The sequence below is a fragment of the Arthrobacter sp. FW306-1B-G06A genome (genome assembly GCF_058781765.1).
This window is the reverse complement of record NZ_JBYSXB010000035.1, coordinates 1-21,070: the sequence shown is the minus strand read 5'-3', so window position 1 is coordinate 21,070 and position 21,070 is coordinate 1. Positions and strand designations below refer to the sequence as shown.

The 21,070-nt window shown below is 58.6% G+C and carries 20 protein-coding genes; 19 read left to right on the top strand and 1 reads right to left on the bottom strand.

Features of this window, described 5'->3' with window-relative positions; translation table 11 throughout:
• Nucleotides 1-149 precede the first annotated feature (149 nt).
• The gene (locus tag AC3WJM_RS17280) at nucleotides 150-1,262 is read left to right on the top strand and encodes a branched-chain amino acid aminotransferase (RefSeq protein ID WP_492260252.1); all 1,113 of its coding nucleotides are present in this window, start codon (nucleotides 150-152) and stop codon (nucleotides 1,260-1,262) included.
• 266 nt (nucleotides 1,263-1,528) lie between these two features.
• On the opposite strand, the gene AC3WJM_RS17275 is transcribed toward AC3WJM_RS17280, so the two are convergent.
• Nucleotides 1,529-2,038: an Lrp/AsnC family transcriptional regulator gene (locus AC3WJM_RS17275; RefSeq protein WP_492260251.1), complete on the bottom strand. Its 510-nt coding sequence runs from the start codon at nucleotides 2,036-2,038 to the stop codon at nucleotides 1,529-1,531.
• A gap of 572 nt (nucleotides 2,039-2,610) precedes the next feature.
• Here AC3WJM_RS17275 and AC3WJM_RS17270 point away from each other — a divergent pair.
• The 18 genes from AC3WJM_RS17270 (at nucleotide 2,611) to AC3WJM_RS17185 (ending at nucleotide 20,783) form a co-directional block, all read left to right on the top strand.
• A complete protein-coding gene (locus tag AC3WJM_RS17270; protein ID WP_492260250.1) occupies nucleotides 2,611-3,768 on the top strand; it encodes a thiamine pyrophosphate-dependent enzyme in 1,158 nt (385 codons plus the stop codon).
• A 3-nt stretch (nucleotides 3,769-3,771) separates the two neighbouring features.
• On the top strand, nucleotides 3,772-4,746 hold the full coding sequence (locus AC3WJM_RS17265) for an alpha-ketoacid dehydrogenase subunit beta (RefSeq protein WP_492260249.1): 975 nt from the start codon (nucleotides 3,772-3,774) through the stop codon (nucleotides 4,744-4,746).
• 9 nt (nucleotides 4,747-4,755) lie between these two features.
• On the top strand, nucleotides 4,756-6,039 hold the full coding sequence (locus AC3WJM_RS17260) for a dihydrolipoamide acetyltransferase family protein (RefSeq protein WP_492272485.1): 1,284 nt from the start codon (nucleotides 4,756-4,758) through the stop codon (nucleotides 6,037-6,039).
• Nucleotides 6,036-6,356, top strand: a complete 321-nt coding sequence (locus AC3WJM_RS17255; RefSeq protein WP_492260247.1) for a hypothetical protein — start codon at nucleotides 6,036-6,038, stop codon at nucleotides 6,354-6,356. The genes AC3WJM_RS17260 and AC3WJM_RS17255 overlap by 4 nt, the downstream gene beginning before the upstream one ends.
• A gap of 333 nt (nucleotides 6,357-6,689) precedes the next feature.
• Nucleotides 6,690-7,460, top strand: a complete 771-nt coding sequence (locus AC3WJM_RS17250; protein ID WP_492260246.1) for an electron transfer flavoprotein subunit beta/FixA family protein — start codon at nucleotides 6,690-6,692, stop codon at nucleotides 7,458-7,460.
• A gap of 19 nt (nucleotides 7,461-7,479) precedes the next feature.
• Nucleotides 7,480-8,451, top strand: a complete 972-nt coding sequence (locus tag AC3WJM_RS17245) for an electron transfer flavoprotein subunit alpha/FixB family protein (protein WP_492272484.1) — start codon at nucleotides 7,480-7,482, stop codon at nucleotides 8,449-8,451.
• 52 nt (nucleotides 8,452-8,503) lie between these two features.
• Nucleotides 8,504-9,436, top strand: a complete 933-nt coding sequence (locus tag AC3WJM_RS17240; RefSeq protein WP_492272483.1) for a cytochrome b/b6 domain-containing protein — start codon at nucleotides 8,504-8,506, stop codon at nucleotides 9,434-9,436.
• Between the two features lie 66 nt (nucleotides 9,437-9,502).
• The gene (locus AC3WJM_RS17235; protein WP_492260243.1) at nucleotides 9,503-10,639 is read left to right on the top strand and encodes an acyl-CoA dehydrogenase family protein; all 1,137 of its coding nucleotides are present in this window, start codon (nucleotides 9,503-9,505) and stop codon (nucleotides 10,637-10,639) included.
• Between the two features lie 2 nt (nucleotides 10,640-10,641).
• Nucleotides 10,642-11,703 (top strand): enoyl-CoA hydratase/isomerase family protein, encoded by a 1,062-nt coding sequence (locus AC3WJM_RS17230; protein WP_492260242.1) that lies wholly within the window; start codon nucleotides 10,642-10,644, stop codon nucleotides 11,701-11,703.
• A gap of 4 nt (nucleotides 11,704-11,707) precedes the next feature.
• Nucleotides 11,708-12,625 carry a 3-hydroxyisobutyrate dehydrogenase gene (gene mmsB, locus AC3WJM_RS17225; protein ID WP_492260241.1) on the top strand — a complete coding sequence of 306 codons (918 nt, stop codon included), beginning with the start codon at nucleotides 11,708-11,710 and terminating at the stop codon, nucleotides 12,623-12,625.
• Nucleotides 12,622-13,398, top strand: a complete 777-nt coding sequence (locus AC3WJM_RS17220; protein WP_492260240.1) for an enoyl-CoA hydratase — start codon at nucleotides 12,622-12,624, stop codon at nucleotides 13,396-13,398. Before mmsB ends, AC3WJM_RS17220 begins: the two co-directional genes overlap by 4 nt.
• A gap of 66 nt (nucleotides 13,399-13,464) precedes the next feature.
• The gene (locus AC3WJM_RS17215) at nucleotides 13,465-14,964 is read left to right on the top strand and encodes an aldehyde dehydrogenase family protein (RefSeq protein ID WP_492260239.1); all 1,500 of its coding nucleotides are present in this window, start codon (nucleotides 13,465-13,467) and stop codon (nucleotides 14,962-14,964) included.
• Nucleotide 14,965: 1 nt separating this feature from the next.
• Nucleotides 14,966-16,192, top strand: a complete 1,227-nt coding sequence (locus tag AC3WJM_RS17210) for a CaiB/BaiF CoA transferase family protein (protein ID WP_492272482.1) — start codon at nucleotides 14,966-14,968, stop codon at nucleotides 16,190-16,192.
• A 14-nt stretch (nucleotides 16,193-16,206) separates the two neighbouring features.
• Nucleotides 16,207-17,061 (top strand): enoyl-CoA hydratase/isomerase family protein, encoded by an 855-nt coding sequence (locus AC3WJM_RS17205; protein WP_492260237.1) that lies wholly within the window; start codon nucleotides 16,207-16,209, stop codon nucleotides 17,059-17,061.
• Nucleotides 17,062-17,417: 356 nt separating this feature from the next.
• Nucleotides 17,418-17,672 (top strand): hypothetical protein, encoded by a 255-nt coding sequence (locus tag AC3WJM_RS17200; protein WP_492272490.1) that lies wholly within the window; start codon nucleotides 17,418-17,420, stop codon nucleotides 17,670-17,672.
• Between the two features lie 783 nt (nucleotides 17,673-18,455).
• A complete protein-coding gene (locus AC3WJM_RS17195; RefSeq protein WP_492272481.1) occupies nucleotides 18,456-18,662 on the top strand; it encodes a ribbon-helix-helix protein, CopG family in 207 nt (68 codons plus the stop codon).
• The gene (locus AC3WJM_RS17190) at nucleotides 18,659-19,027 is read left to right on the top strand and encodes a type II toxin-antitoxin system death-on-curing family toxin (RefSeq protein ID WP_284990456.1); all 369 of its coding nucleotides are present in this window, start codon (nucleotides 18,659-18,661) and stop codon (nucleotides 19,025-19,027) included. Before AC3WJM_RS17195 ends, AC3WJM_RS17190 begins: the two co-directional genes overlap by 4 nt.
• A 517-nt stretch (nucleotides 19,028-19,544) precedes the next feature.
• On the top strand, nucleotides 19,545-20,783 hold the full coding sequence (locus AC3WJM_RS17185; protein WP_492272489.1) for an IS110 family RNA-guided transposase: 1,239 nt from the start codon (nucleotides 19,545-19,547) through the stop codon (nucleotides 20,781-20,783).
• Nucleotides 20,784-21,070: the final 287 nt, after the last annotated feature.

The window sequence follows — 21,070 nt, the reverse complement described above, 5'->3', positions numbered from 1 at the left end:
GAGTTTCACACAGCTACCGCCCCGCAGAATCACAGAACGTGCTCGGCCCGCTGGTCGTTCACGATTCGCCCTGTTAAATCAACTTGTCCCAGATCATCAGATGTTGCCACGGATCCATTGCCGAATCCGTGGCAGATTGTGGAGGAAACATGACTCAGACTGCCCATGGCGTCGAATTCAGCCAGCAGCGTTCGGCCAACCCGAAGTCTATTGAGGAGCGTGCAGCCATTCTGGCGAACCCGGGATTTGGCGACTACTTCACCGACCACACCGCCCTCGTCGATTACAAGGTCGACGCCGAAGGCAAGGGCGGATGGCAGAATGCCCGCGTAGAACCGTACGGCCCGATCACTTTGGACCCCTCGGCCGCCGTGCTGCACTATGGCCAGGAGATCTTCGAAGGCCTCAAAGCGTACCGTCATGCCGACGGTTCGGTGTGGACTTTCCGTCCCGAGGCCAACGCTGCCCGCCTCAACAAGTCGGCCCGCCGCCTGGCACTGCCGGAACTTCCCGAGGAGTACTTCCTCGGCGCCATCCGTGAGCTCGTCCAGGCGGACAAGGAGTGGGTTCCCTCCGGCGACGGTGAGGCCCTTTACCTGCGTCCGTTCATGATTGCCACCGAGGCCTTCCTGGGTGTCAGGGCGGCCCGTGAGGTTTCGTTCCGCGTGATCGCCTCGCCGGCTGGCAACTACTTCGGCGGCGAACTCAAGCCGGTGTCCATCTGGATCTCCCGCGAGTATGCCCGCGCCGGCCGTGGCGGGACCGGCGCTGCCAAGTGCGGCGGTAACTATGCAGCATCCTTGATCGCGCAGCAGGAAGCCGAAGCCAACGGCTGCAAGCAGGTCCTCTTCCTGGACCTTTTCAATGACGACGCCGTCGAGGAACTCGGCGGCATGAACGTCTTCTTCGTCTTCAAGGACGGCTCGCTGGTGACTCCGGCCCTGAGCGGCACCATCCTTGAGGGCGTGACGCGTTCGTCGGTCATCCAGGTGGCCAAGGACATGGGCCGCGAAGTTTCAGAGCGCAAGATCACCCTAGACGAATGGCGCGACGGCATGGCCTCCGGCGAGATCACCGAGGTGTTCGCCTGCGGTACGGCGGCCGTGATCACCCCGATCGGTGTCCTGAAGGACGCAACGGAGTTCATCGGTTCCGAGGACGCCAAGGTAGGCGAAACCACCATGGCCATCCGCGAGCAACTGCTCGGCATCCAGACCGGAACGGTCGAGGACCGCCACGGCTGGCTGACCCGCCTGATCTAGGTCCCCGCCGCGGCGAGCGCAACTCAAACGCACGACTTGCGGCCCCCGCCTAGGGTGACAATGCGGGCGCCGCCCGAGGCTCCTGCACCAAGTGGCTGCCACCTTTTCATCTCGACTCAAATCCAAGCAGGGTTCAAAGGGAGGAAGCCGAAGGAGACAACTCGCGGGTCTGACGCCAGCTCCGCGGCCCCCTGCTCAACGATGCACCTATAGCCCGCTGCCCGTGGAGACTTCCTTGATCGAACAACGGCTCTTGATTCTGAGAGTCAACCAACCGAAGGCGCAGGGGTGGATCGACCCCAGCCAGTGCCATCTGTGAGTTTTTGAAGAAGAGGCTGGACACGGTAGGGCACCGGAGTTGAGACGAAAAAAGTAGACGTCGTTTTGCGCACGCCTTCGATGGTGACAATCGACGCGGTCAGGTCTTGCAGGGCCTCTAAAGAGGCCAGGGCCACGTGTACGAGGATGTCCTCTCGGCCGGCCTGGATTTTTACTTCCAGGACTTCAGGGAGGGCAGCCAGTCCAGCGACAATCTCCTTGAGCAACCGTTGATCCAACTCGACGCTCATGGCAGCCTGTATCGGCATATCGATTGCCGCGAAATCGATGAGCGGGCGGAATCCCCGAAGGATGCCAGCCTCCTCCAGCCGCTTAATACGTGCTTGCACTGTATTGCGGCTGACCCCGAGATGCTCCGCCAGTTCAGCGGTGCCTGCCCGCGCATCATCGGTCAGCAGTCCTAGTATTCGAGCGTCGAGCCGGTCAATGCTTGCCATTTTGATAATCTCCTTGAAAGTGAGCTGTGATTGATCTGGGCGTTTTGCATAGTTGACTCGTAATCACTTGACGTATTAGTCCGTTCATTTCACTATAGATCAACGAATCAATCAGCGAAACACGCCGATTGCTGACCATGGGCGAAGACGCCACAAGCGTTGGGTGCCTGTCTCACGAAAGTACCGACACCATGAACGTTCCCATGTCAATGTTCCCTGCCTGGGAAACACGACCCGCCGATACCTACGCGTGCGACGTCAGACTATTATCGCGCTGAAGCGCATTTCGGCGGCCCTCGCATAGAGGGCAAATGCAACCACGCAGGCACTCCCAGTCGGGTTGAGGTGCCACGGCGGGCCCCCGCATCACGTTCTTTGAAACGGCAGCGCCGCCGAAAGCTCTGCTCTGGGTGCTGCTGACGGAGGAGGCATCCGTCGTCAGCTATGCAAAGCCCGCATCGTGATGAGGCGTCAGAGCCTCCTGTGTGTCGATCCAAAACACTCCTTCGACATCAGGCCCATCGAAGCCCTAACTTCCTCACTTTTCCAACACCCAACCTCTCGGAGCATCCATGACATTGTCTGACCAGACTGACAGCACAGAGCTGTGGAAAGAGATGAACGCAGCAGTATCCTCAGTTGACCCTCTGGACTCGGCCTGTCAAAGTCCCTTACAGCCAACAGAGCCTTTTCGGATTCTCAATGAAGACGGAACTTTGACGGCTGCCGGAAAGACGATGGACGTTAGCACTCAGCTGGCGCAGGATCTCTACGAAGATATGGTTATGGCACGCCGGCTTGACCATGAGGCGCTGTCACTTCAACGGCAAGGCGAGCTTCACCTATGGCTCATGTCCTGGGGCCAGGAGGCGGCGCAGGTTGGTTCCGTTCGTGCGATTCGACCCAACGACATGGTTTTTCCGAGTTACCGCGAACACGCCGCTGCACTTTGCCGCGGGATATCTCCCGCGGACGTGATGCGTCAGTGGCGTGGTGTCTCACATTCCGGATGGGACTCAGCAGAACATCGCTTTCATATCAACTCATTAGTACTCGGCACACAGACACTGCATGCCACCGGATACGCCGCAGGAGTCAAGATGGACCGTGCGGACGAAGTTGTACTGACTTACTTTGGTGATGGCTCGGCGAGCCAAGGCGACGTCAACGAGGCTTTCAACTGGTCAGCGGCCGGCAACCTACCCATCCTGTTCTTCTGTCAAAACAACCAATGGGCTATTTCCACGCCGACTTCGACGCAAATGCTTACACCGGTACACGTCCGCGCGGCAGGCTTCGGGCTAACTGGCTACCACGTCGACGGTAACGACGTGCTCGCCGTGCACGCCGTAACAAAACAGGCCGTAGAACGAGTCCGTTCTGGCGGCGGCCCGGCCTTGATCGAAGCACAAACCTATCGAGTCGGTGGCCACTCCAGCTCTGATGATCCAAAGCGCTATCGAAGCGATGAGGAGCTAACTCGCTGGCAGCAAAAAGATCCGCTGGCGCGAGTGGAAAAGTTCTTGCGTTCCTCAGGGCTTGAGGAGTCTTACTTCAAGGATCTCGCTGACCGGGAAGAAGCGTTTGCTGCAACAGTGCGCGAGCAGTGTCGCTCAATTGAAGGCGATGACCTCGATGCAGTCTTCGACCAAACATATGTCAATCCGCACCCAGTGATGCGAGAAGAAAAAGTGGCTTACATGGCACGTTCACGAAAGTCGGTGGCATAGCGAATGGCTACTACCTCTTCATTGGGGGCTGCCCTCAACTCCGGTTTGCGCGCAGCCATGGAACGAGACCCGCGCGTCGTTGTCATGGGCGAGGACATCGGAACTCTTGGAGGAGTCTTCCGCGTAACCGACGGACTTTCAGCGACTTTCGGCCCGGAGCGGGTAGTCGATACTCCACTGGCTGAGTCAGGAATCGTAGGAACGGCAATCGGATTGGCCCTGCGCGGCTATCGCCCGGTTTGTGAGATTCAATTTGACGGCTTCGTGTACCCGGCCTTCGACCAAATCGTTAGTCAACTAGCCAAAATGCGCGCCAGGTCTCAAGGACGGCTGAAGCTTCCCTTGGTGATTCGAATCCCCGCCGGAGGCGGAATTGGAGCGGTCGAACACCATTCGGAGTCCAATGAAGCTTACTTCGCTCACACGGCAGGTCTCCGGGTCGTATCCTGTGCCACGCCTGACGATGCCCACCACATGATCCAGCAGGCGATTGCGTGTGACGATCCCGTAATTTTCTATGAACCCAAACGCCGCTATTGGGATAAGGGAACGATCAACGATACGGCTTCCCTTTCCATGCATGACGCTGCCATTCGACGTGAAGGAACCGATTGCACGCTCGTGGCACACGGTCCAAGCCTGGCGACGGCGCTTGCTGCCGCTGAGGCGGCCGCAGAAGACGGGGTCTCGGTCGGCGTAGTAGACCTGCGCAGCATTGCTCCGCTTGATATGGCCACGCTGCGCAAGGCAGCGGCAACATCGCATCGGCTTGTCGTTGTTCATGAGGCTTCAACGTTCCTCGGAATCGGCGCCGAGATTGCGGCCCAAATTACTCAGGACTGTTTTTACGATCTGGAGGCCCCCGTCCTTCGTGTCGGCTCATACAACCTCCCCTACCCGCCAGCGCACATGGAAAACCAATTTCTGCCCGACGTTGACCGTGTGCTGGAAGCGATCGATGCCAGCCTTAACTACTAGGAGACCTCAGTGATTGATTTCAAGCTTCCAGATGTGGGGGAGGGCCTAACTGAGGCGGAAATCTTGGCCTGGCACGTCACCGTTGGCGCCGAGGTAGCTGTCAACCAGACGTTGGTCGAGATCGAGACTGCCAAGTCCGTTGTGGAGTTGCCGTCGCCAGTCAATGGCGTGATTAAGGCGATTCACATTGAACCAGGCGTGACAGTTGGCGTAGGAACGGTGATCGTAACAATCGTTGATCCATTGGCGTCGACGGCGACTTCAGTCCTTGATCACCCGTCCATGGAGGACACGGCAGATGTTTCTACAACTGAAGAGCAACCTCTCGTACTTGTAGGCACCGGGCCAAAGCCAGCCGTCGCCAGAACGGTCCGACTCGGAAAATCTCGTTCTTTGCCACAGGTGACCGAGATGGCGCCAGTCCCGCAGGCGATCCGTGCAAAGCCACCAGTTCGCGCTTTGGCCAGAAAACTGGGGGTGGACCTGTCCAAAGTCAGACCATCATCGGGCGACATTATCAGCCGGAGCGATGTTGAACTAGCTTCCCGGCCCGAATCAACCGCCGGATCCGGCTCAGAAGGACACAACCACCGTCGCGAGGTACGCATCCCTATAAAGGGTGTCCGCAGGGCGACTGCTGCCGCCATGGTTCAGTCCGCCTTCACGGCCCCGCACGTGACTGAGTTCCTCACCATTGATGTGACGATGACGATGGATCTGCTTGACCGGCTCAAAGCAGACCACGCATGGAGAGGTGTGCGGCTCACCCCGCTGGTACTTGTCGCGCGGGCGCTCCTTCTAACCATCCGCCGTTTCCCCGGGATCAACGCCCGTTGGGACGAGGGCGCCCAGGAAATCGTGCTGCCCGATTACGTGAATCTCGGTCTGGCCGCTGCAACACCGCGGGGACTGATTGTGCCAAACGTCAAGGAGGCCCAAGACCTGACCCTCCTCGAGTTAGCCAATGAAATTGAGACGCTCGTTGCTACAGCGCGAGCTGGCAAATCCACCCCTGAGCAGATGTCGAAGGGGACGATCACCATCACGAATATCGGTGCACTTGGAGTGGATACAGGGACGCCCATCCTCAACACTGGCGAAGCCGCCATCCTGGCGTTCGGAAACGTTCGAGACATGCCATGGGTTGTCGACGGGTGTGTCGTACCACGGAAAGTTACCCAGCTGGCACTCTCATTTGATCATCGACTCGTCGACGGCGAATTGGGATCAAAGGTGCTAAGCACCCTCGGTCGCCTGCTGACCGACCCGAGCGAAGCGTTTACCCTCTCATGATCGAGACACGCCTACCCGTTGCACACGAGCAAGATCTAGATGATCCTCAGCTCCTGGAGATAACCATATTTGCCGCTCCGGTCCTGAACGTGCTCAATCGAATCCTTCTGCAACTCAACCGTCGGCAGGTCGACGTTCGGCAAATCATGGCAGATTTCGTAGAACCTGATGCCAGCGAATTCAAGGGGTCGGAGGAGATGTTGCTGCGCGTGTCACTGATTGCCTACATCCCCAACGATGCCGAGCTCGAACAGATCAGGAAACTGTTCGACAGAATTGTCGACGTCTATAAAGTTCATCAAGCCGTCCCGGCCTGATCTCACAAATCACCAGCTCCGTCGGGGTTATAGTGCGCTGTGACCAGTGCGCGAGGGTGGGTCACTTTCATTTGAACTACCCCGGCCAAGCCATCTGGAAGTGGTGTAGGCGGGGTGTATTGAGGGATCCCAGGGCATCTCCAAGCATGTTTTTTCAACCGGCGCCGGGACCGCGTCCAAGGCCGGTGTCTCAAGCTCCGCATCGGGGCGAGATGGCCAAGGGCGGCCTGAGAGCGCCCATCGAGAAATCGTAGGACTACCTAGTAGATACTTGGATGTCCAAGTATCTTTTGTGAAAACGTCTAATTTACGCGGAAGCGGAGGAACGGTTCCATGAAAATCATTGTCTTGGTGAAGCATGTGCCGGACACAAGCGAAGAGCGACTGCTCGATCCGTCAACCGGGCTCTTGGACCGGTCGGCCAGCGAAAGCATTGTCGACGAAATCAACGAGCGCGCCCTTGAGGTTGCTTTGCGTCATAAGGACGGCGATAACAAGGGCGTTGAGGTCGTTGCCGTGACAATGGGCCCAGAGCAGGCTTCTCAAACTCTGCGTAAGGCATTGTCTATGGGAGCGGACTCGGCGGTGCATGTGGTTGACGGCAAGCTTTCCGGAGCTGACATGGCCCAGACCGCGGCTGTTCTCGCGACAGTGGCCCAGCGGACAGGCTTTGATTTGCTAATCGCCGGCAATGAGTCTACAGACGGACGTGGTGGAGCGGTTCCTTCAATGATCGCTGAGCATCTGGGCCTGCCCATATTGCCTTATCTCAACTCCGTTGAGCTTGAGAACCAACAAGTCACTGGCGAGATCAGCCTGGAAGACAGGCTCATGACCGTTCGAGCGTCGCTGCCCGCCGTCATCTCTGTTACCGAGCGAGTTGCTGAAGCAAGATTCCCTAGTTTCAAGGGCATCATGACGGCCAAACGCAAACCACTGATCACGATGTCCTTGGATGATCTCGCACTGGCACATACCGCGCCAGGCACGGTGGTAGTCGCAACATCCGCGCGCCCCGCGCGAACAGGTGGCAAGAAGATTCAGGACGACGGCCGCGCCGCAGCAGAGCTCGCCGAATACCTGACCGCCAGCCGCCTGATCTGAGCAAAGGAAATACATCACCATGTCGAATGTTTTGGCGCTTATCGAAGTGGCCTCTGACGGAACTATTGGAAGCAGCGCCACAAGTATCTTGGCAGCGGCCGACAAGCTCGGCACCCCGGTTGCCGTGGTCACTGTCAGGCCCGGGAACGGCAGTAACGTCACGGCTACACTCGGTGAGATGGGAGCTTCCCACGTATTTGTGGCCGAGAGTGAGCAAGTTGGCCAGGTGTTCGGCACGCTTGAGGTCGCCGCACTGAGTAGCGCCGCCAGCGTCTTTTCCCCTTTTGCGGTCGTTGCTGCGAATTCTGTGGAAGGCCGCACCGCAGCGGCCCGTTTCGCCGTCCGTGCAGGAGTCGGCCTACTTGCAGACGCCGTTGATGTTGAACTTCGCGATGAGACCCCCAGCGCTGCTCATTCAGTATTTGGGGGTTCATTCGATGTCCTAGCAACTTCCTCCGAAGTGCCGGCCATTATCACCTTGCGTCACGGCGCGGTGGATGACCGGGCACCGGCAAGGTTGCCGGAAGTGACCACTCTCGCGTTGAGCCCCGAAGACCGGAATCCCGCGTGGATAGAACATGTACACCGCGTCGACGCCGTGTCGGAACGCCCGTCGCTGCATGCTGCCTCAACTGTGGTCTCGGGTGGTCGAGGGCTTGGTTCTAAAGAGAACTTTGCACTTGTCGAACAGCTCGCTGATTGCCTCGGCGCTGCGGTAGGGGCCTCACGTGCCGCGGTTGATGCCGGCTATGTTCCCCAGTCCTACCAAGTTGGACAAACCGGGGTTTCGGTGTCTCCGCAGCTCTATATCGCGCTCGGTATATCGGGAGCCATTCAGCATCGGGCAGGTATGCACTCCGCCCAAAGCATCGTAGCCATCAACGAAGACGAAGACGCTCCCATATTCGATGTTGCGGACTTCGGAATCGTCGGGGACGTATTCAGTGTCGTGCCACAGCTCATCTCAGCTATTGAGGAACGTCGAAGGTAGAAATTGGATCCCTTGCCAGGCGCTCCAGGGTTGGAAGAAAGGAACTCAGGATATGGCCAATAATGCAAAGACGGTCGCCATAACCAAGAGTAGAAAGACTAAGATTCTTCAGTCCCTGGTTTGCACAGTGGGCACTCTCTTGGTTGTGATGCTTCTAGCAAGGTGGTGCCGTTCCCTGCCATCCGTGGAATCCTTCCTCGTTATTTACCCCGGCCAAGTGGAGTTGCCGACAACCGCCCCGGTAGGCCTCCCCTGGTGGCTAGGCTGGCAGCACTCTCTAAACGCATTCCTCATGGTGCTGATCGTCCGTTCTGGCTGGCAAGTTAGGACCGCTACCCGGCCGAAGGCCCATTGGACCCGCAACAACAAGGGATTCATCCGCTCAAAGAATCCCCCGCAGAAAATCAGTCTCGATCTCTGGCTGCATCTGACATTGGATGTGCTCTGGTTCCTCAACGGGATCGTCTTTGTGGCACTGCTTTGTGTCACAGGTCAGTGGATGCGCATCGTACCGACGAGCGGGGACGTAGTCCCGAACGCAGTCTCCGCCGCACTTCAATATGCATCCCTCGACTGGCCGACCGAGAACGGTTGGGTCAACTACAACAGCCTTCAGGTCATCGCCTACTTCGCTACTGTGTTTGTCGCCTCTCCCCTGGCCGTGGTGACTGGACTCCGCATGTCCAAAGCATGGCCCAAAACAACGAAAGGGCTCAATCGCTTCTACCGGGTTGAAGTTGCGAGAGCCGTGCATTTCCCGGTGATGACCTATTTCGTGCTTTTCATCGTCGTTCATGTCGGATTGGTGTTCGCCACAGGAGCTCTGCGAAACCTGAATCATATGTATGCGGCCCGAGACGACGGCGACTGGGCCGGTTTCTGGATCTTCGCAGCGTCAATTGCGGTGATCGCCGCGGCATGGATGCTCGCCCGGCCCCTATTCCTCCGCCCCATCGCAGCCCTCCTGGGCAACGTCTCCCGCTAGCTAGGAAGTAGAGACTTCCACTTAGTTCTGTCCGGACCACCATGCCGGATTTCGAAAGGAATACTCATGTTTGAACTCAGCGAGGATCAACACTCCCTCATCCAAATGGTGCGCGAATTCACGGCTGAGGCCTTAGCACCAAACGCCGCAAAGTGGGACGAGACCAAACATTTCCCCGTCGACGTGCTCGCGGAGGCCGGTTCCCTCGGGATGGGCGGAATTTACGCCGCCGAAGAGTTTGGCGGATCGGGACTATCACGCTCGGATGCTGTGCTGGTGTTCGAAGAACTGGCAAAAGGGGACACAACCATCGCCGCCTACATGTCCATCCACAACATGGTGGTGTGGATGATCGATGCTTTCGGCAACGATGAACAGCGCGCGAAATGGGTTCCGCAATTGGCGTCCATGCAATCCCTCGGCAGTTACTGCCTGACGGAACCCGGTGCGGGGTCAGATGCTGCTGCCATCAGCACACGTGCCGTCAAAGAGGGAGATTCTTATGTGATATCCGGAACCAAGCAATTCATTTCCGGGGCAGGCGCCTCGGAAATCTATGTCGTGATGGCCAGAACCTCAGACAACGGATCCCGGGGTATCAGTGCCATCGTTGTTCCAGCCGGAACTCCCGGACTGTCCTTCGGCCCTAACGAAAGGAAGATGGGGTGGAACGCCCAACCTACCCGTCAAGTGATCCTTGACAAGGTCACAGTCCCGATTTCCAATCGCCTGGGCGCGGAAGGTGATGGATTCGGTATTGCGATGAAGGGTCTCAACGGTGGCAGGCTAAACATGGGGGCGTGTTCACTGGGCGGCGGCCAATCCGCGTTGGACAAGACAGCGGCTTACCTTCACGAACGCTCGGCGTTTGGGGGGCCTCTCATCAATCAGCAGACACTTCTGTTCCGGCTGGCTGATATGGAAACCGACCTGCAGGCGGCGAGATCGCTGCTGTGGCGGGCCGCCGAGGCGTTGGACCGCGGCGCCCCGGATCTCGTCAAGTTGTGCGCAATGGCCAAGCAGGTAGCGACGGATGCCGGATTCCAGGCAGCCAACGAGGCGATTCAGCTGCACGGTGGATACGGGTACTTGGCTGAATACGGGTTGGAGCGAATCATGCGGGATCTGCGCGTTCACCAAATCCTGGAGGGAACGAACGAGATCATGCGTCTAGTCGTCGGTCGCACTGTAGCGGGGGCCTAGGAGTGTACCGCAACGAAGTTCTTGTTCGGCGCGATGGAAGCTTGGGCAGAATCATTCTGAACCGTCCCAAGGCCCTGAATGCTTTGACGCATGGAATGGTCACCGCTATCGCCGCCGCACTGAAAGACTGGATTGAGGACGAGACCGTACGCACCGTCATGCTTTCGGGGGCGGGGGAGAGGGGACTGTGCGCAGGAGGCGACATCGTCGCAATATATCGCGACGCACTCCAAGGCGGCACCGAAACGGCCAGTTTCTGGGCCGACGAATATCGGCTCAACGCGCTAATCGCCAGTTATCCAAAGCCAATTGTTGCCCTGATGGACGGGATCGTTCTCGGTGGTGGTGTCGGTGTGTCCGCCCATGCCTCAATAAGGGTTGTAACCGAAAGGACGAAGCTGGGAATGCCCGAAGTTGGCATTGGGTTCATCCCGGACGTCGGAGGAACCTGGCTGCTGTCCCACGCGCCCGGCGAGCGGGGAACCCACATGGCCCTAACGGCTGGCACCGTCTCCGGTCCTGACGCCATCGCCTGTGGCCTGGCCGATCATTTCGTGGACGCGGGCGATCTTCCCATGCTATCCCATGCTCTTTCTCAGAGTGATGCCCACGAAGCAGTGCGTTCGATCGAACGAAGCTGGTTTCCAGCCTCGGACCTAGCCGCAAGTGCCGCGTGGATCGACTCGTGCTACGCGTTCGACCGTGCGGAGGAGATCGTCGAGGCACTGCTTGGGTCCGATGTACCTGCCGCCCGCGAAGCAGCCGAACGCATCCAGACCAAATCGCCGACCGCGTTGAAGGTAACTCTGGCATCTCTGCGGCGTGCCCGGGGCATGGATTCCTTGGAAGCCGTTTTGGACCAGGAATACCGGGTATCGCTGCGTGCCTTGGTCTCCGCAGACTTCACTGAAGGCATCAGGGCCCAGGTCATAGAGAAGGATCGAACTCCCTCCTGGTCCACGCCAAGACTCGAGCATGTAACGCCACATGATGTTGAACAATACTTTGCCGACCTAGGCCCGCGTGAGTTGGGACTGTCGAGACAACTAGAAATGAGGAGCTGAGCAGATGAGCAAGACTGTCGCCTTTATCGGACTGGGCCATATGGGAGGACCAATGGCCGCGAATTTGGCCGGGGCTGGCTATGACGTGCGCGGGTTTGATCTCGTGCCTCAGGCTCTCCAAACCGCGCAAGCACTGGGAATTGCGGTCTCCCTGTCTGCGGCAGATGCCGCCCGCGGCGCTGACGTTGTGATAACGATGCTCCCAGCGGGAAAGCATGTGCTCGACGTTTATCGCGGGCCCGAAGGACTACTCGCGGCTGCTACGCCTGGAGCACTATTCCTCGACTGCTCCACTATTGCAGTCGACGACGCTCAACTTGTGCACAACCTTGCACAGATGGCCGGCCATCGGGCTTTGGACGCTCCTGTCTCAGGCGGCACGGCTGGTGCCGAGGCCGGCACCCTGACTTTCATGGCCGGTGGGAGCATGGCCGATTTCGACGAGGCGAAGCCGCTGCTGGAAGCCATGGGCAAACGAATTGTCCATTGCGGCGGACCGGGCGCGGGCCAGGCCGCGAAAGTCTGCAACAACATGATCCTGGGCATCAGCATGATCGCCGTTTCTGAGGCCTTTGTCCTGGGTGAGCGCCTAGGCCTGTCCCACCAAGCTCTGTTTGATGTCGCAGCAAACGCCTCCGGGCAGTGCTGGGCATTGACAACTAACTGTCCTGTGCCTGGCCCCGTTCCATCGAGTCCGGCCAACCAGGGTTTCATGCCAGGCTTCGCGGGCTCATTGATGTCAAAAGACCTCGGTCTTGCGGTTCACGCACTTAAGTCTGCAGGCGTCCAAGGCCGGATGGGCGTGCTAGCAGCGGAAATTTACCGTCACTTCGCTGCGGGCGAGGGTAGCAGTAAAGACTTCTCCGGCATCATCGATGAAATTCGGGTCCGATCAAATGAGGAAGTGAACCAAACGGTATGACCGAGTATCAACGCATTCTCGTGCAACAGCAGGGACGCGTTGGCGTCATCACGTTGAACCGCCCGGAGGCTCTGAATGCTCTTGACTCCATGATGGGCGTCGAAATTCTTCGTGCTGCACAAGCTTTCGATCAGGACCCAGGTGTCGGAGCAATCATCATCACGGGTTCGAACCGCGCCTTCGCGGCGGGAGCGGACATCAAAGAGATGGCACCGCAAACCTACATGGACATGTACACGCAGAAGTTCTTCTCCGAGTGGGATGAGCTGGCGAAAGTTCGGATCCCGCTCATCGCAGCAGTGGCAGGTCACGCACTTGGCGGCGGATGTGAGCTAGCAATGATCGCCGACTTCATCATCGCAGCCGACAACGCCAAGTTCGGTCAGCCGGAAATCAAACTTGGCGTCATTCCCGCCATGGGTGGCACCCAACGGCTAACCAGGGCCGTGGGTAAGGCCAAGGCCATGGAAATGGTACTCACTGGACGAATCATGGGCGCCGACGAAGCACAACTGTCTGGACTCGTGGCGCGTGTTGTGCCTGCGGCTGAACTTCTGGCGGAGGCATTGGCAGCCGCTGAATCGATAGCTAGCATGTCGAACCCGGTGGTGTTGATGGCTAAAGAAGCTGTCAACGCTGCCTTCGAGATGTCCCTCGCCGAAGGCGTGAACACCGAGCGCCGTCTTGCCCATTCATGCTTTCCGACCGAGGACCAAAAAGAGGGAATGCAGGCCTTCGTTGCCAAACGTTCTCCCGTATTTAGCCACCGATGAGGCCCGTCCATTACGCCATCGCTGCCTGTTGGACTGGTTCACCCGAAAACTTAAACATGAGGAAGCATGACCGAAACAATGACAAATAGTCCCATTGAGGAAATTCTCAAGGGTGCAGAGCTGTTGATGTGGATCGACGGCGAACGGACACAGGCCCGTAGCGGGCAATGGCGCGATGTCAGGAACCCGGCTGTACGCGAGCAAACCATCGCTAAGGTACCAGCCGCCGGAACCGAGGACGTCGACAATGCAGTCGCATCCGCTCGCAAAGCCTTCCCCGGTTGGCGGTCGTTGCACTTCACTGAGCGTGCCAGGGCCCTGGCCCGGATCGCCGACGACATCGAGGCCCGCTCAGAAGAATTTGCCCGTTTAACAGCTCTCGATACTGGCAACGCTCTACGAACCCAAGCGCGACCCGAGGTGGCCAGTTTGGTATCCCTTTTCCGCTACTTTGCGGGTGTGGCGGGTGAAGTCAAGGGCACGACCCTGCCGGCGGGAGACAATCAGCTCCAGTACACCAGGCTTGAGCCGCTCGGTGTTGTTGCCTGTATCTTGCCGTGGAACTCACCTCTGATGATTGCCGGATTTAAGGTTCCTGCGGCGCTGGCCGCAGGTAACACAGTCATATTGAAGGCTGCCGATGACGCTCCGTTGACGATCCTGCTGCTTGCCGCGATCTGCAACAAGCACCTGCCCGCAGGCGTGCTCAACGCCCTCACCGGCCGCGGGTCGGTGATCGGCCAAGCGCTTTCTGCACATCCAGGCGTAAATAAAGTCTCGTTTACGGGTTCTACTGAAGTGGGCCGCGGTGTGGCACAACAGGCAGGTGAAAGACTAGCCCATGTATCCCTTGAGCTTGGGGGAAAGAACCCATCCATCGTCTTTCCGGACGCTGTAGATGACGACCTTGTCGACGGCCTTCTGGCCGCCTCACGTTTTACGCGCCAAGGTCAGAGCTGCACCGCCGGTTCACGACTGTTTCTTCACGAAGATGTATACGAGGAGGTCCTTGATCGGCTTGTGGCGCGCCTTAGCCAGCTGAAGGTTGGCGACCCACTTGATGAGAACACGGACATGGGGGCCATCATAAACGCTGGACAGTTCCGGGAGATTGCCACATACCTGCATGAAGGTAGAAACCATCCGGAGTTGGCCGTGTCACTGGGGGGTGATTTACCAACGTCCGGGCCGCTGACCGAGGGCTATTTCCATCTCCCAACTGTATTCAGTGGCGCGCGCAACGATTTCCGGCTGGCCCGGGAGGAGATCTTCGGCCCCGTCCTCGTAGCTATTCCTTGGAAGAAAGTCGACGAGGTCGTGGCCATGGCCAATGACTCTCACTTCGGCCTTGCCGCGTACATCTGGAGCCACAACCTTGAAAGCGCACTCAAGACAGCTCATCGCGTTGAAGCGGGCTGGGTGCAGATCAACCAAGGAGGAGGCCAGGTCGTCGGTCAATCATACGGCGGTTACAAACAGAGTGGTATCGGCCGCGAGGTGTCCTTGGAGGGCATGCTTGCCGGGTTCACCCAGACTAAGCAAATCAACGTAAGGCTGGGTGTCTAAAGTGGAAAACACCGTTGCCCCACTTTCAGGTGTTATCGTCGTCGACCTCAGCCGCGCCCTGGCGGGGCCCTTTGCAACGGCACTCTTAGCCGACATGGGGGCCACAATCATCAAAGTAGAGAGCATCAAGGGTGGAGACTCAAGCAGGTCGTGGCCACCCTTTGAGGACAAGCACAGCCTGTATTTTGATAGCGCCAACCGCGGTAAGTCCTCGATTGCCGTGGATTTCTACAGCGACAAAGGGAAGTCCCTGCTGCGTCAGCTGATCGACGAAGCGGATGTGCTTATCGAGAACTTTCGCCCTGGAGTCTTGGCAGAAATGGGATTTGATCCCAAGGAACTACGTTCTGAACGACCCGAATTGATCATTGCGTCTGTGAGCGGATTCGGCTCCACGGGCCCGCTGAGCCAGGCGGCGGGACTGGACCAAGTGGCCCAGGGTATGACCGGACTGATGTCGGTTACCGGCATGGACGCAGACACCATGTGTCGTGCCGGACTTCCCGTTATAGACATCTTTGCCGGCGTCTTTACGGCCTTTGGAGTCGCCACAGCCCTGGCGAGCCGGGAACGCAGGGGAATCGGCATGGAAGTGTCGACTTCCCTCCTTGAAGCAGGGCTTGCAATTTCCGCATTCCAGGGCCAGCGGTTTCTAAGTCTTGGCGAGGTGCCACAGCCTCAGGGCAACGATCATCCAGTGCTTTCACCATATGGCGTCTTCAAGACAGCAGACATTCCGGTGATCATCGCAGTAGGTACCGAAAAACAATGGCGGCAGCTATGCGCCCTGCTTAACGCCCCGGAATTGGCCGATGAACCCCACTTTGCGACCGGCGTGGCCCGTGCAGCCAATAGAGAATCCCTACAACTTCAAATCGAAGAATTACTAGCCTGTGAGTCGGGTTTGAAATGGATCCAAGACTTCCGAATGGCAGGAATTCCCACGGGACCCATCTATAACTACCGCCAAGTTTTCGAGGACGCCCAGATACGAGAACTCGATATGGTCAAGCGCCTGCGTCGCAGCGATGGGAGCGAGCTGCCTCTGTTGCGGGGTCCTTTGTCAGTCAACGGAGAAGCGACGCCGGTACGTAAGGCGCCGCCAGCCCTCGGAGAGGATACCCGTCGGGTCTTGTCTGGTTTGCAACTCTCCGAGGAGCAGATCGAAGGACTGATTCACGCAGGGATCGTTCATCAAGCAGCTGTCGGCGAAGCGGTACAGGCATGAGCAGGGAGCGGAAAGTGCCCCCGGCAGGGTCTCTTCGAGTCGAATACGACGGGGAAATAGCAACGATCGTTCTCGACAATGAACGCCAGCGCAACGCCATGTCGAAGACGATGTGGCAGCAGTTCGCGCCGCTGCTGGCCGAACTTGGTGCTGATGAAACCGTGAAAGTCGTCGTGGTGCGTGGAGCTGGGAACAACTTTTCCGCCGGCGCTGACCTCACTGACCTCAAAGAAATCCTGCATGACCCGGCAACAGGTCGACACGATGGCGGTCACCTCACGGCAGGAGAAGAGGTACTGGCTAGATTTCACAAACCTACGATCGCCGCTATTGACGGATACTGCATGGGCGGCGGGTGGCAGATCGCGGGAGCCTGCGACATACGCGTAGCCTCAGACCGCGCTGTCCTTGGCATAACCCCGGCAAAAGTGGGCATCATTTACCCGCTGTCGGGAATTGAACGACTCGTCCGTCTGGCGGGACCTGCAACAGCAAAGTACCTGCTATTCAGTGGAGATTTCGTGACGGCCGCGGAAGCCCTGGATCTAGGCCTTCTGTCTAAGGTCGTGCCACAGGGGGAGTTTTGTACCCAGGTCACCGGTCTCGCGCAGCGTCTAGCATCACGCTCACAGCTATCAATCCAGGCGATGAAAGAAATTGTCGACGTCATAGCAGAACAAAGCGGCAACCTGACGGAAATCAACGAAGCTTGGCAGCGAGAAATGGCCACCAGCGGGGAACCAGAGATCGGCATTGAGGCCTTCTTGGCAAAGCAGGTCCCGAACTTCAAATGGGCCAGGCCTCTTACCGCAGTCTTGTCCTCACGCCACGGTCATGACACCCAGCCGAGCACCTACCTGCGGCGGTAGTCGAAATGGTTCTGACGGGGCTCTTCGTCGTCAAATAGCCGGCACCCAGACGAGAACCTGTCAAAGCTTTCGAAGCAATCCCGAAAAGCCAGTGCGGCAGGCACCCGTGCATTCAAATCTTTGGATGCGGCTACAGTGACGCGACGACCGGCCTCCGAAATCTGGACAAAAGGGGAGCCCTTCCATTGGTCGGAGGGGCTCCCGCTTCCTCTAGACGCTGTCGCGTCCCCCTGGCCCGTGCCAGCGATGCCTCATCCAGGCTGGGTTTCCCGCCTGTGGTCTTGACGAAACGAGGGGTCCGGGCCGTCTTCTGTCCCTCGATGACCTCGCGGGCCCGGTTCTCCTGGGCGGTGAGGGTGGCGGCGTTCGATGGACTGCAGATCCAATGGCTTCTGGATCCCACGGTCGACATGGCCTCCACGATCGCCCTCCTCGACCCCTTGATCGGGAACGCCGCAGCGACTCCCATCCATCGCGGCGACCCGGAAAACACGGAGACCAATTCACCCGCCTTGGGTGAAAAACGTCACGTTCAGGCTGATGCTTGCTCTCTCCAGTGCCTGCTGCGGCAGGCCGCCAACCAAAACCTGTCGTCGACCGCCGCTTCGTAGTCTCGCATCTGGCCCCATCCACATGGAGGCAGAATCCGTTGACTAGGGGTCCTGGCAGGTCGGGTTACCTGGTCATTTCTGATCGACAGGAAATGGGAGTATCGACCTATGTTAACGTAGCATCCGCCATCGCCAGTTCCGCTCCGCGCTTGGATGTTCGTTTACCGGTCATCTACGGTCATTGCAACCGGCTCACCTTTAACTCACCTGAATCAACTGCAAAACGACAAATCATCGCCTGTCGTTGACTGCAAAAACCCCTAGAATTCGGGGAAGCGACCAGATTCCAGGCCCGCAGGGGCGCTCGCAACTAAAGCTGGGATTACACGCTTTCCAAGGATGATTGACGGACGTCTTGTATCCCTATGGGTCCGAGGCGTCTCGACGGTCGCGTTCTCGTGTCGGGAAGGAGCAGCGGAGCGAAGCGAGCCGGCGATTCTCACAAGCATGTGTTGAACCTCTGGGGTTGAAAAGTCGTGCTAACCATTAGTTACGAGACGTTGAGCGTTATGACGAAGCTGATCGCATTTACGCGGGTATCGACCCGAACACTTCGATGGCATGATCGGCGGCACTGTCCGCCACACGTTTACCCCACGGAAATGATGAAAAACGCTGACATGTCAGAGGCTCAGCATCGCAGAGAAAACCGCTAGATTCCGAGAATTCTCAAGCCAACACAAGCCTTTGGCGGACGCGAAATATGCCCTTCCATGAGAAGAGGTCAGGAGTTCGAGTCTCCTTTTCTCAAGCCTCTTTGGTACTGATTTGGTACCATGGGGTATGGCTATGAATTTACGTGTTCCCGAAGACCTCGACCGCCGTCTCGATGAGCTTGCCGCCGAGGAGCATACGTCCAAGTCCGCGCTGCTTCTCCAGGGAGCCGAGCTGGTCCTGCAACGGCACGGCCGCCGTCGCGAGATCAGTGAGGGTCTGGATTTCGTGATGAGCCATGACGCGGAGCTGCTCAAACGCCTTGAGGATGCATGAGTTTGTACCTCGAAATCGAGGACGCATTGCAGGTGATCGACCGGTACGGGTTCCATATCCGTGACATCGGGCTGCTCGCCTCCGCTCTAGCGCGCCCCGCTACGACGGTCATGGGCACTGAAGCCTATCCTCAACTGGCCATGAAGGCCGCGGCGCTCCTGGAGTCCGTGGCCAGGTTTCATCCGCTCATCGACGGCAACAAGCGCACCGCCTGGACACTCATGGTGCTCCTGCTCTGGATCAACGGCTACCGGCACGACTTCGACTCCGACGAGGGCTTCGACCTGGTGGTGGGCGTGGCCGCCGGTGAGATCGATTTGCAGCGCAGCGCCATCGTGATCGAAAAACATCTGATTCGACGCTAGGTCCCGCGGAGCGGTCCCAAGCTGATGGCTGGAACTCTCTGGCGTTTGGTTCGGGGGAGTCCTAGGGGCGGATGCGGGCTGTTGACAGTGTCAACACTTTTGCTGTCGGACTGGGTCGTATATCGGTCGGATTGGGCCGTACTCGGTACGTTTTCGGGAGTTCCCTGTGTTTCCGCGGCCTGGAATGCGGTTCGAGTCCCACCTCGGGCACAATGTTGTCGCAGGTCAGCAATGCGGCGCCTTCGTTCCTGGGCGCGCCGTGGTGCGCGAAGATTTGGCAGCGGCTGGTCTGTGGTCGTTGCTCGCCTACGTGGCGCACACTGAAAGGGTCCGTCGTGGTCGACCCCGATTGCTCTGTAGTGCCGCTGAGCCTGTAGGTCAGCATGGTGGTGGATGGGCTCCACGGGAACCGTGGATTGTTGCCTTCGAGCACGAGCGTCAGACTTACCTTTTCTCCCTGCCCTCCCCGCGACGGACATCAGTGATGGTCCTGTTTGATATGGAGGAGGAAGTAGCCATGGAAGTGGTCCATGTCCGTTGTGCCGGGCTCGACATCTCCAAGAGGGACGCAAAGGTCTGTGTCCGGATCGCCGCGTCAGGGCGTCGCAAAACAACCGAGACAGTGACGACCTGGGCCTCGATGACCAACCAGATCCTCGCATTGCGAGAACACCTTGCCGCTGAGAGGGTCACCTGTGTGGTGATGGAAGCGACCGGAGACTACTGGAAGCCCTTCTACTACCTGCTCGAAGACCTGCCGGGCGTCGAGGTGATGTTGGTCAACGCCCGGCGCGTGAAGAATCTTCCAGGCCGCAAAACCGATGTCTCCGACGCCACCTGGTTAGCTCAGCTCGGTGCGCACGGCCTGGTGCGCGGTTCGTTTGTTCCACCGGAGCCGATCCGTAGATTACGGGACCTGACCAGGGCCCGGACCGCGATCACCCGTGAACGAGGCCGTGAGATCCAGCGGCTCGAGAAACTCCTCGAAGACGCCGGGATCAAACTCTCCGCGGTGGCCTCCGACATCACCGGTGTTTCCGGACGGCTGATGCTCGAGTCCCTGATCGAGGGCCAGCGCGACCCCTCCGTCCTCGCGGAGCTGGCCAAGCGACGGCTGCGCTCGAAGATCCCGGAGCTGATCGAGGCGCTGACCGGCCAGTTCAGCGAGCACCACGCGTTCCTCGCCCAGGTGCATTTGGACCTGATCGACCGGCACTCGGCCGCGATCGAGGACATCACCGCGCGTATCCAAGCGGTGATCAAACCCTTTCAAGGATTCCGAGAGCTGATCACCACCATTCCCGGCATCAGCGTCTTGACCGCCGAGGTGATCATCGCCGAAATCGGAGGGGACATGTCCAGATTCCCCACACCCGGCCACCTTGCATCCTGGGCCGGCACGACCCCGGGCAGTAACGAGTCCGCTGGACGGGTCAAATCCACCAGGACCCGTCCAGGCAACCCCTACCTCCAAGGAGCCCTTGGCGCCGCGGCAATGGCCTGTGCACAGAACCCGACAACCTACCTCGGCGCCCGATACCGTCGGATCGCTTCCCGGCGGGGTCCGCAGAAGGCAAACGTCGCGATCCAGCACAAAATGCTCGTCTCGATATGGCACATGGGCATGGACGGGACCCTCTACGAGGACCCCGGCAGCGATTTCTACACCCGTTTACAGCCGGAACGGGCAAAGAGCCGGGCGGTCCACCAGCTCGAAACCATGGGCTACCAAGTGACCCTCGACCGCTTTAGCTGACCGCAGCAGCGGACTCTGACGCGAATTCAATCTTCGCGTCAGAGCGGTTTTAGGCTTGTGAGTGTGCACAGAAACTCGTTTTCTGTGCACACGAAGCCTAGAATTTTGGCTATGGCCAGCATTTGGGAGCGCAAAAAATCGGACGGATCGTCATCTTTTACGGTCCGCTGGCGTAACCCCGAGACGCGAAAACAAGAGGGGATCACCTTCTGTCAACGGCAAGTTAGAAATGACCGGGCGCGGCATGTTGAGTTGCCCGTTGGCGGCAAGTGATTGACCGGGCGCGG

What these genes read in the sequence shown, in the direction of transcription:
- AC3WJM_RS17280 (WP_492260252.1), top strand. Translation starts at nt 150, where the DNA reads ATGACTCAGACTGCCCATGGCGTCGAATTCAGCCAGCAGCGTTCGGCC.
- AC3WJM_RS17275 (WP_492260251.1), bottom strand. Translation starts at nt 2,038, where the DNA reads ATGGCAAGCATTGACCGGCTCGACGCTCGAATACTAGGACTGCTGACC.
- AC3WJM_RS17270 (WP_492260250.1), top strand. Translation starts at nt 2,611, where the DNA reads ATGACATTGTCTGACCAGACTGACAGCACAGAGCTGTGGAAAGAGATG.
- AC3WJM_RS17265 (WP_492260249.1), top strand. Translation starts at nt 3,772, where the DNA reads ATGGCTACTACCTCTTCATTGGGGGCTGCCCTCAACTCCGGTTTGCGC.
- AC3WJM_RS17255 (WP_492260247.1), top strand. Translation starts at nt 6,036, where the DNA reads ATGATCGAGACACGCCTACCCGTTGCACACGAGCAAGATCTAGATGAT.
- AC3WJM_RS17250 (WP_492260246.1), top strand. Translation starts at nt 6,690, where the DNA reads ATGAAAATCATTGTCTTGGTGAAGCATGTGCCGGACACAAGCGAAGAG.
- AC3WJM_RS17245 (WP_492272484.1), top strand. Translation starts at nt 7,480, where the DNA reads ATGTCGAATGTTTTGGCGCTTATCGAAGTGGCCTCTGACGGAACTATT.
- AC3WJM_RS17240 (WP_492272483.1), top strand. Translation starts at nt 8,504, where the DNA reads ATGGCCAATAATGCAAAGACGGTCGCCATAACCAAGAGTAGAAAGACT.
- AC3WJM_RS17235 (WP_492260243.1), top strand. Translation starts at nt 9,503, where the DNA reads ATGTTTGAACTCAGCGAGGATCAACACTCCCTCATCCAAATGGTGCGC.
- mmsB (WP_492260241.1), top strand. Translation starts at nt 11,708, where the DNA reads ATGAGCAAGACTGTCGCCTTTATCGGACTGGGCCATATGGGAGGACCA.
- AC3WJM_RS17220 (WP_492260240.1), top strand. Translation starts at nt 12,622, where the DNA reads ATGACCGAGTATCAACGCATTCTCGTGCAACAGCAGGGACGCGTTGGC.
- AC3WJM_RS17215 (WP_492260239.1), top strand. Translation starts at nt 13,465, where the DNA reads ATGACCGAAACAATGACAAATAGTCCCATTGAGGAAATTCTCAAGGGT.
- AC3WJM_RS17195 (WP_492272481.1), top strand. Translation starts at nt 18,456, where the DNA reads ATGGCTATGAATTTACGTGTTCCCGAAGACCTCGACCGCCGTCTCGAT.
- AC3WJM_RS17190 (WP_284990456.1), top strand. Translation starts at nt 18,659, where the DNA reads ATGAGTTTGTACCTCGAAATCGAGGACGCATTGCAGGTGATCGACCGG.
- AC3WJM_RS17185 (WP_492272489.1), top strand. Translation starts at nt 19,545, where the DNA reads ATGGAAGTGGTCCATGTCCGTTGTGCCGGGCTCGACATCTCCAAGAGG.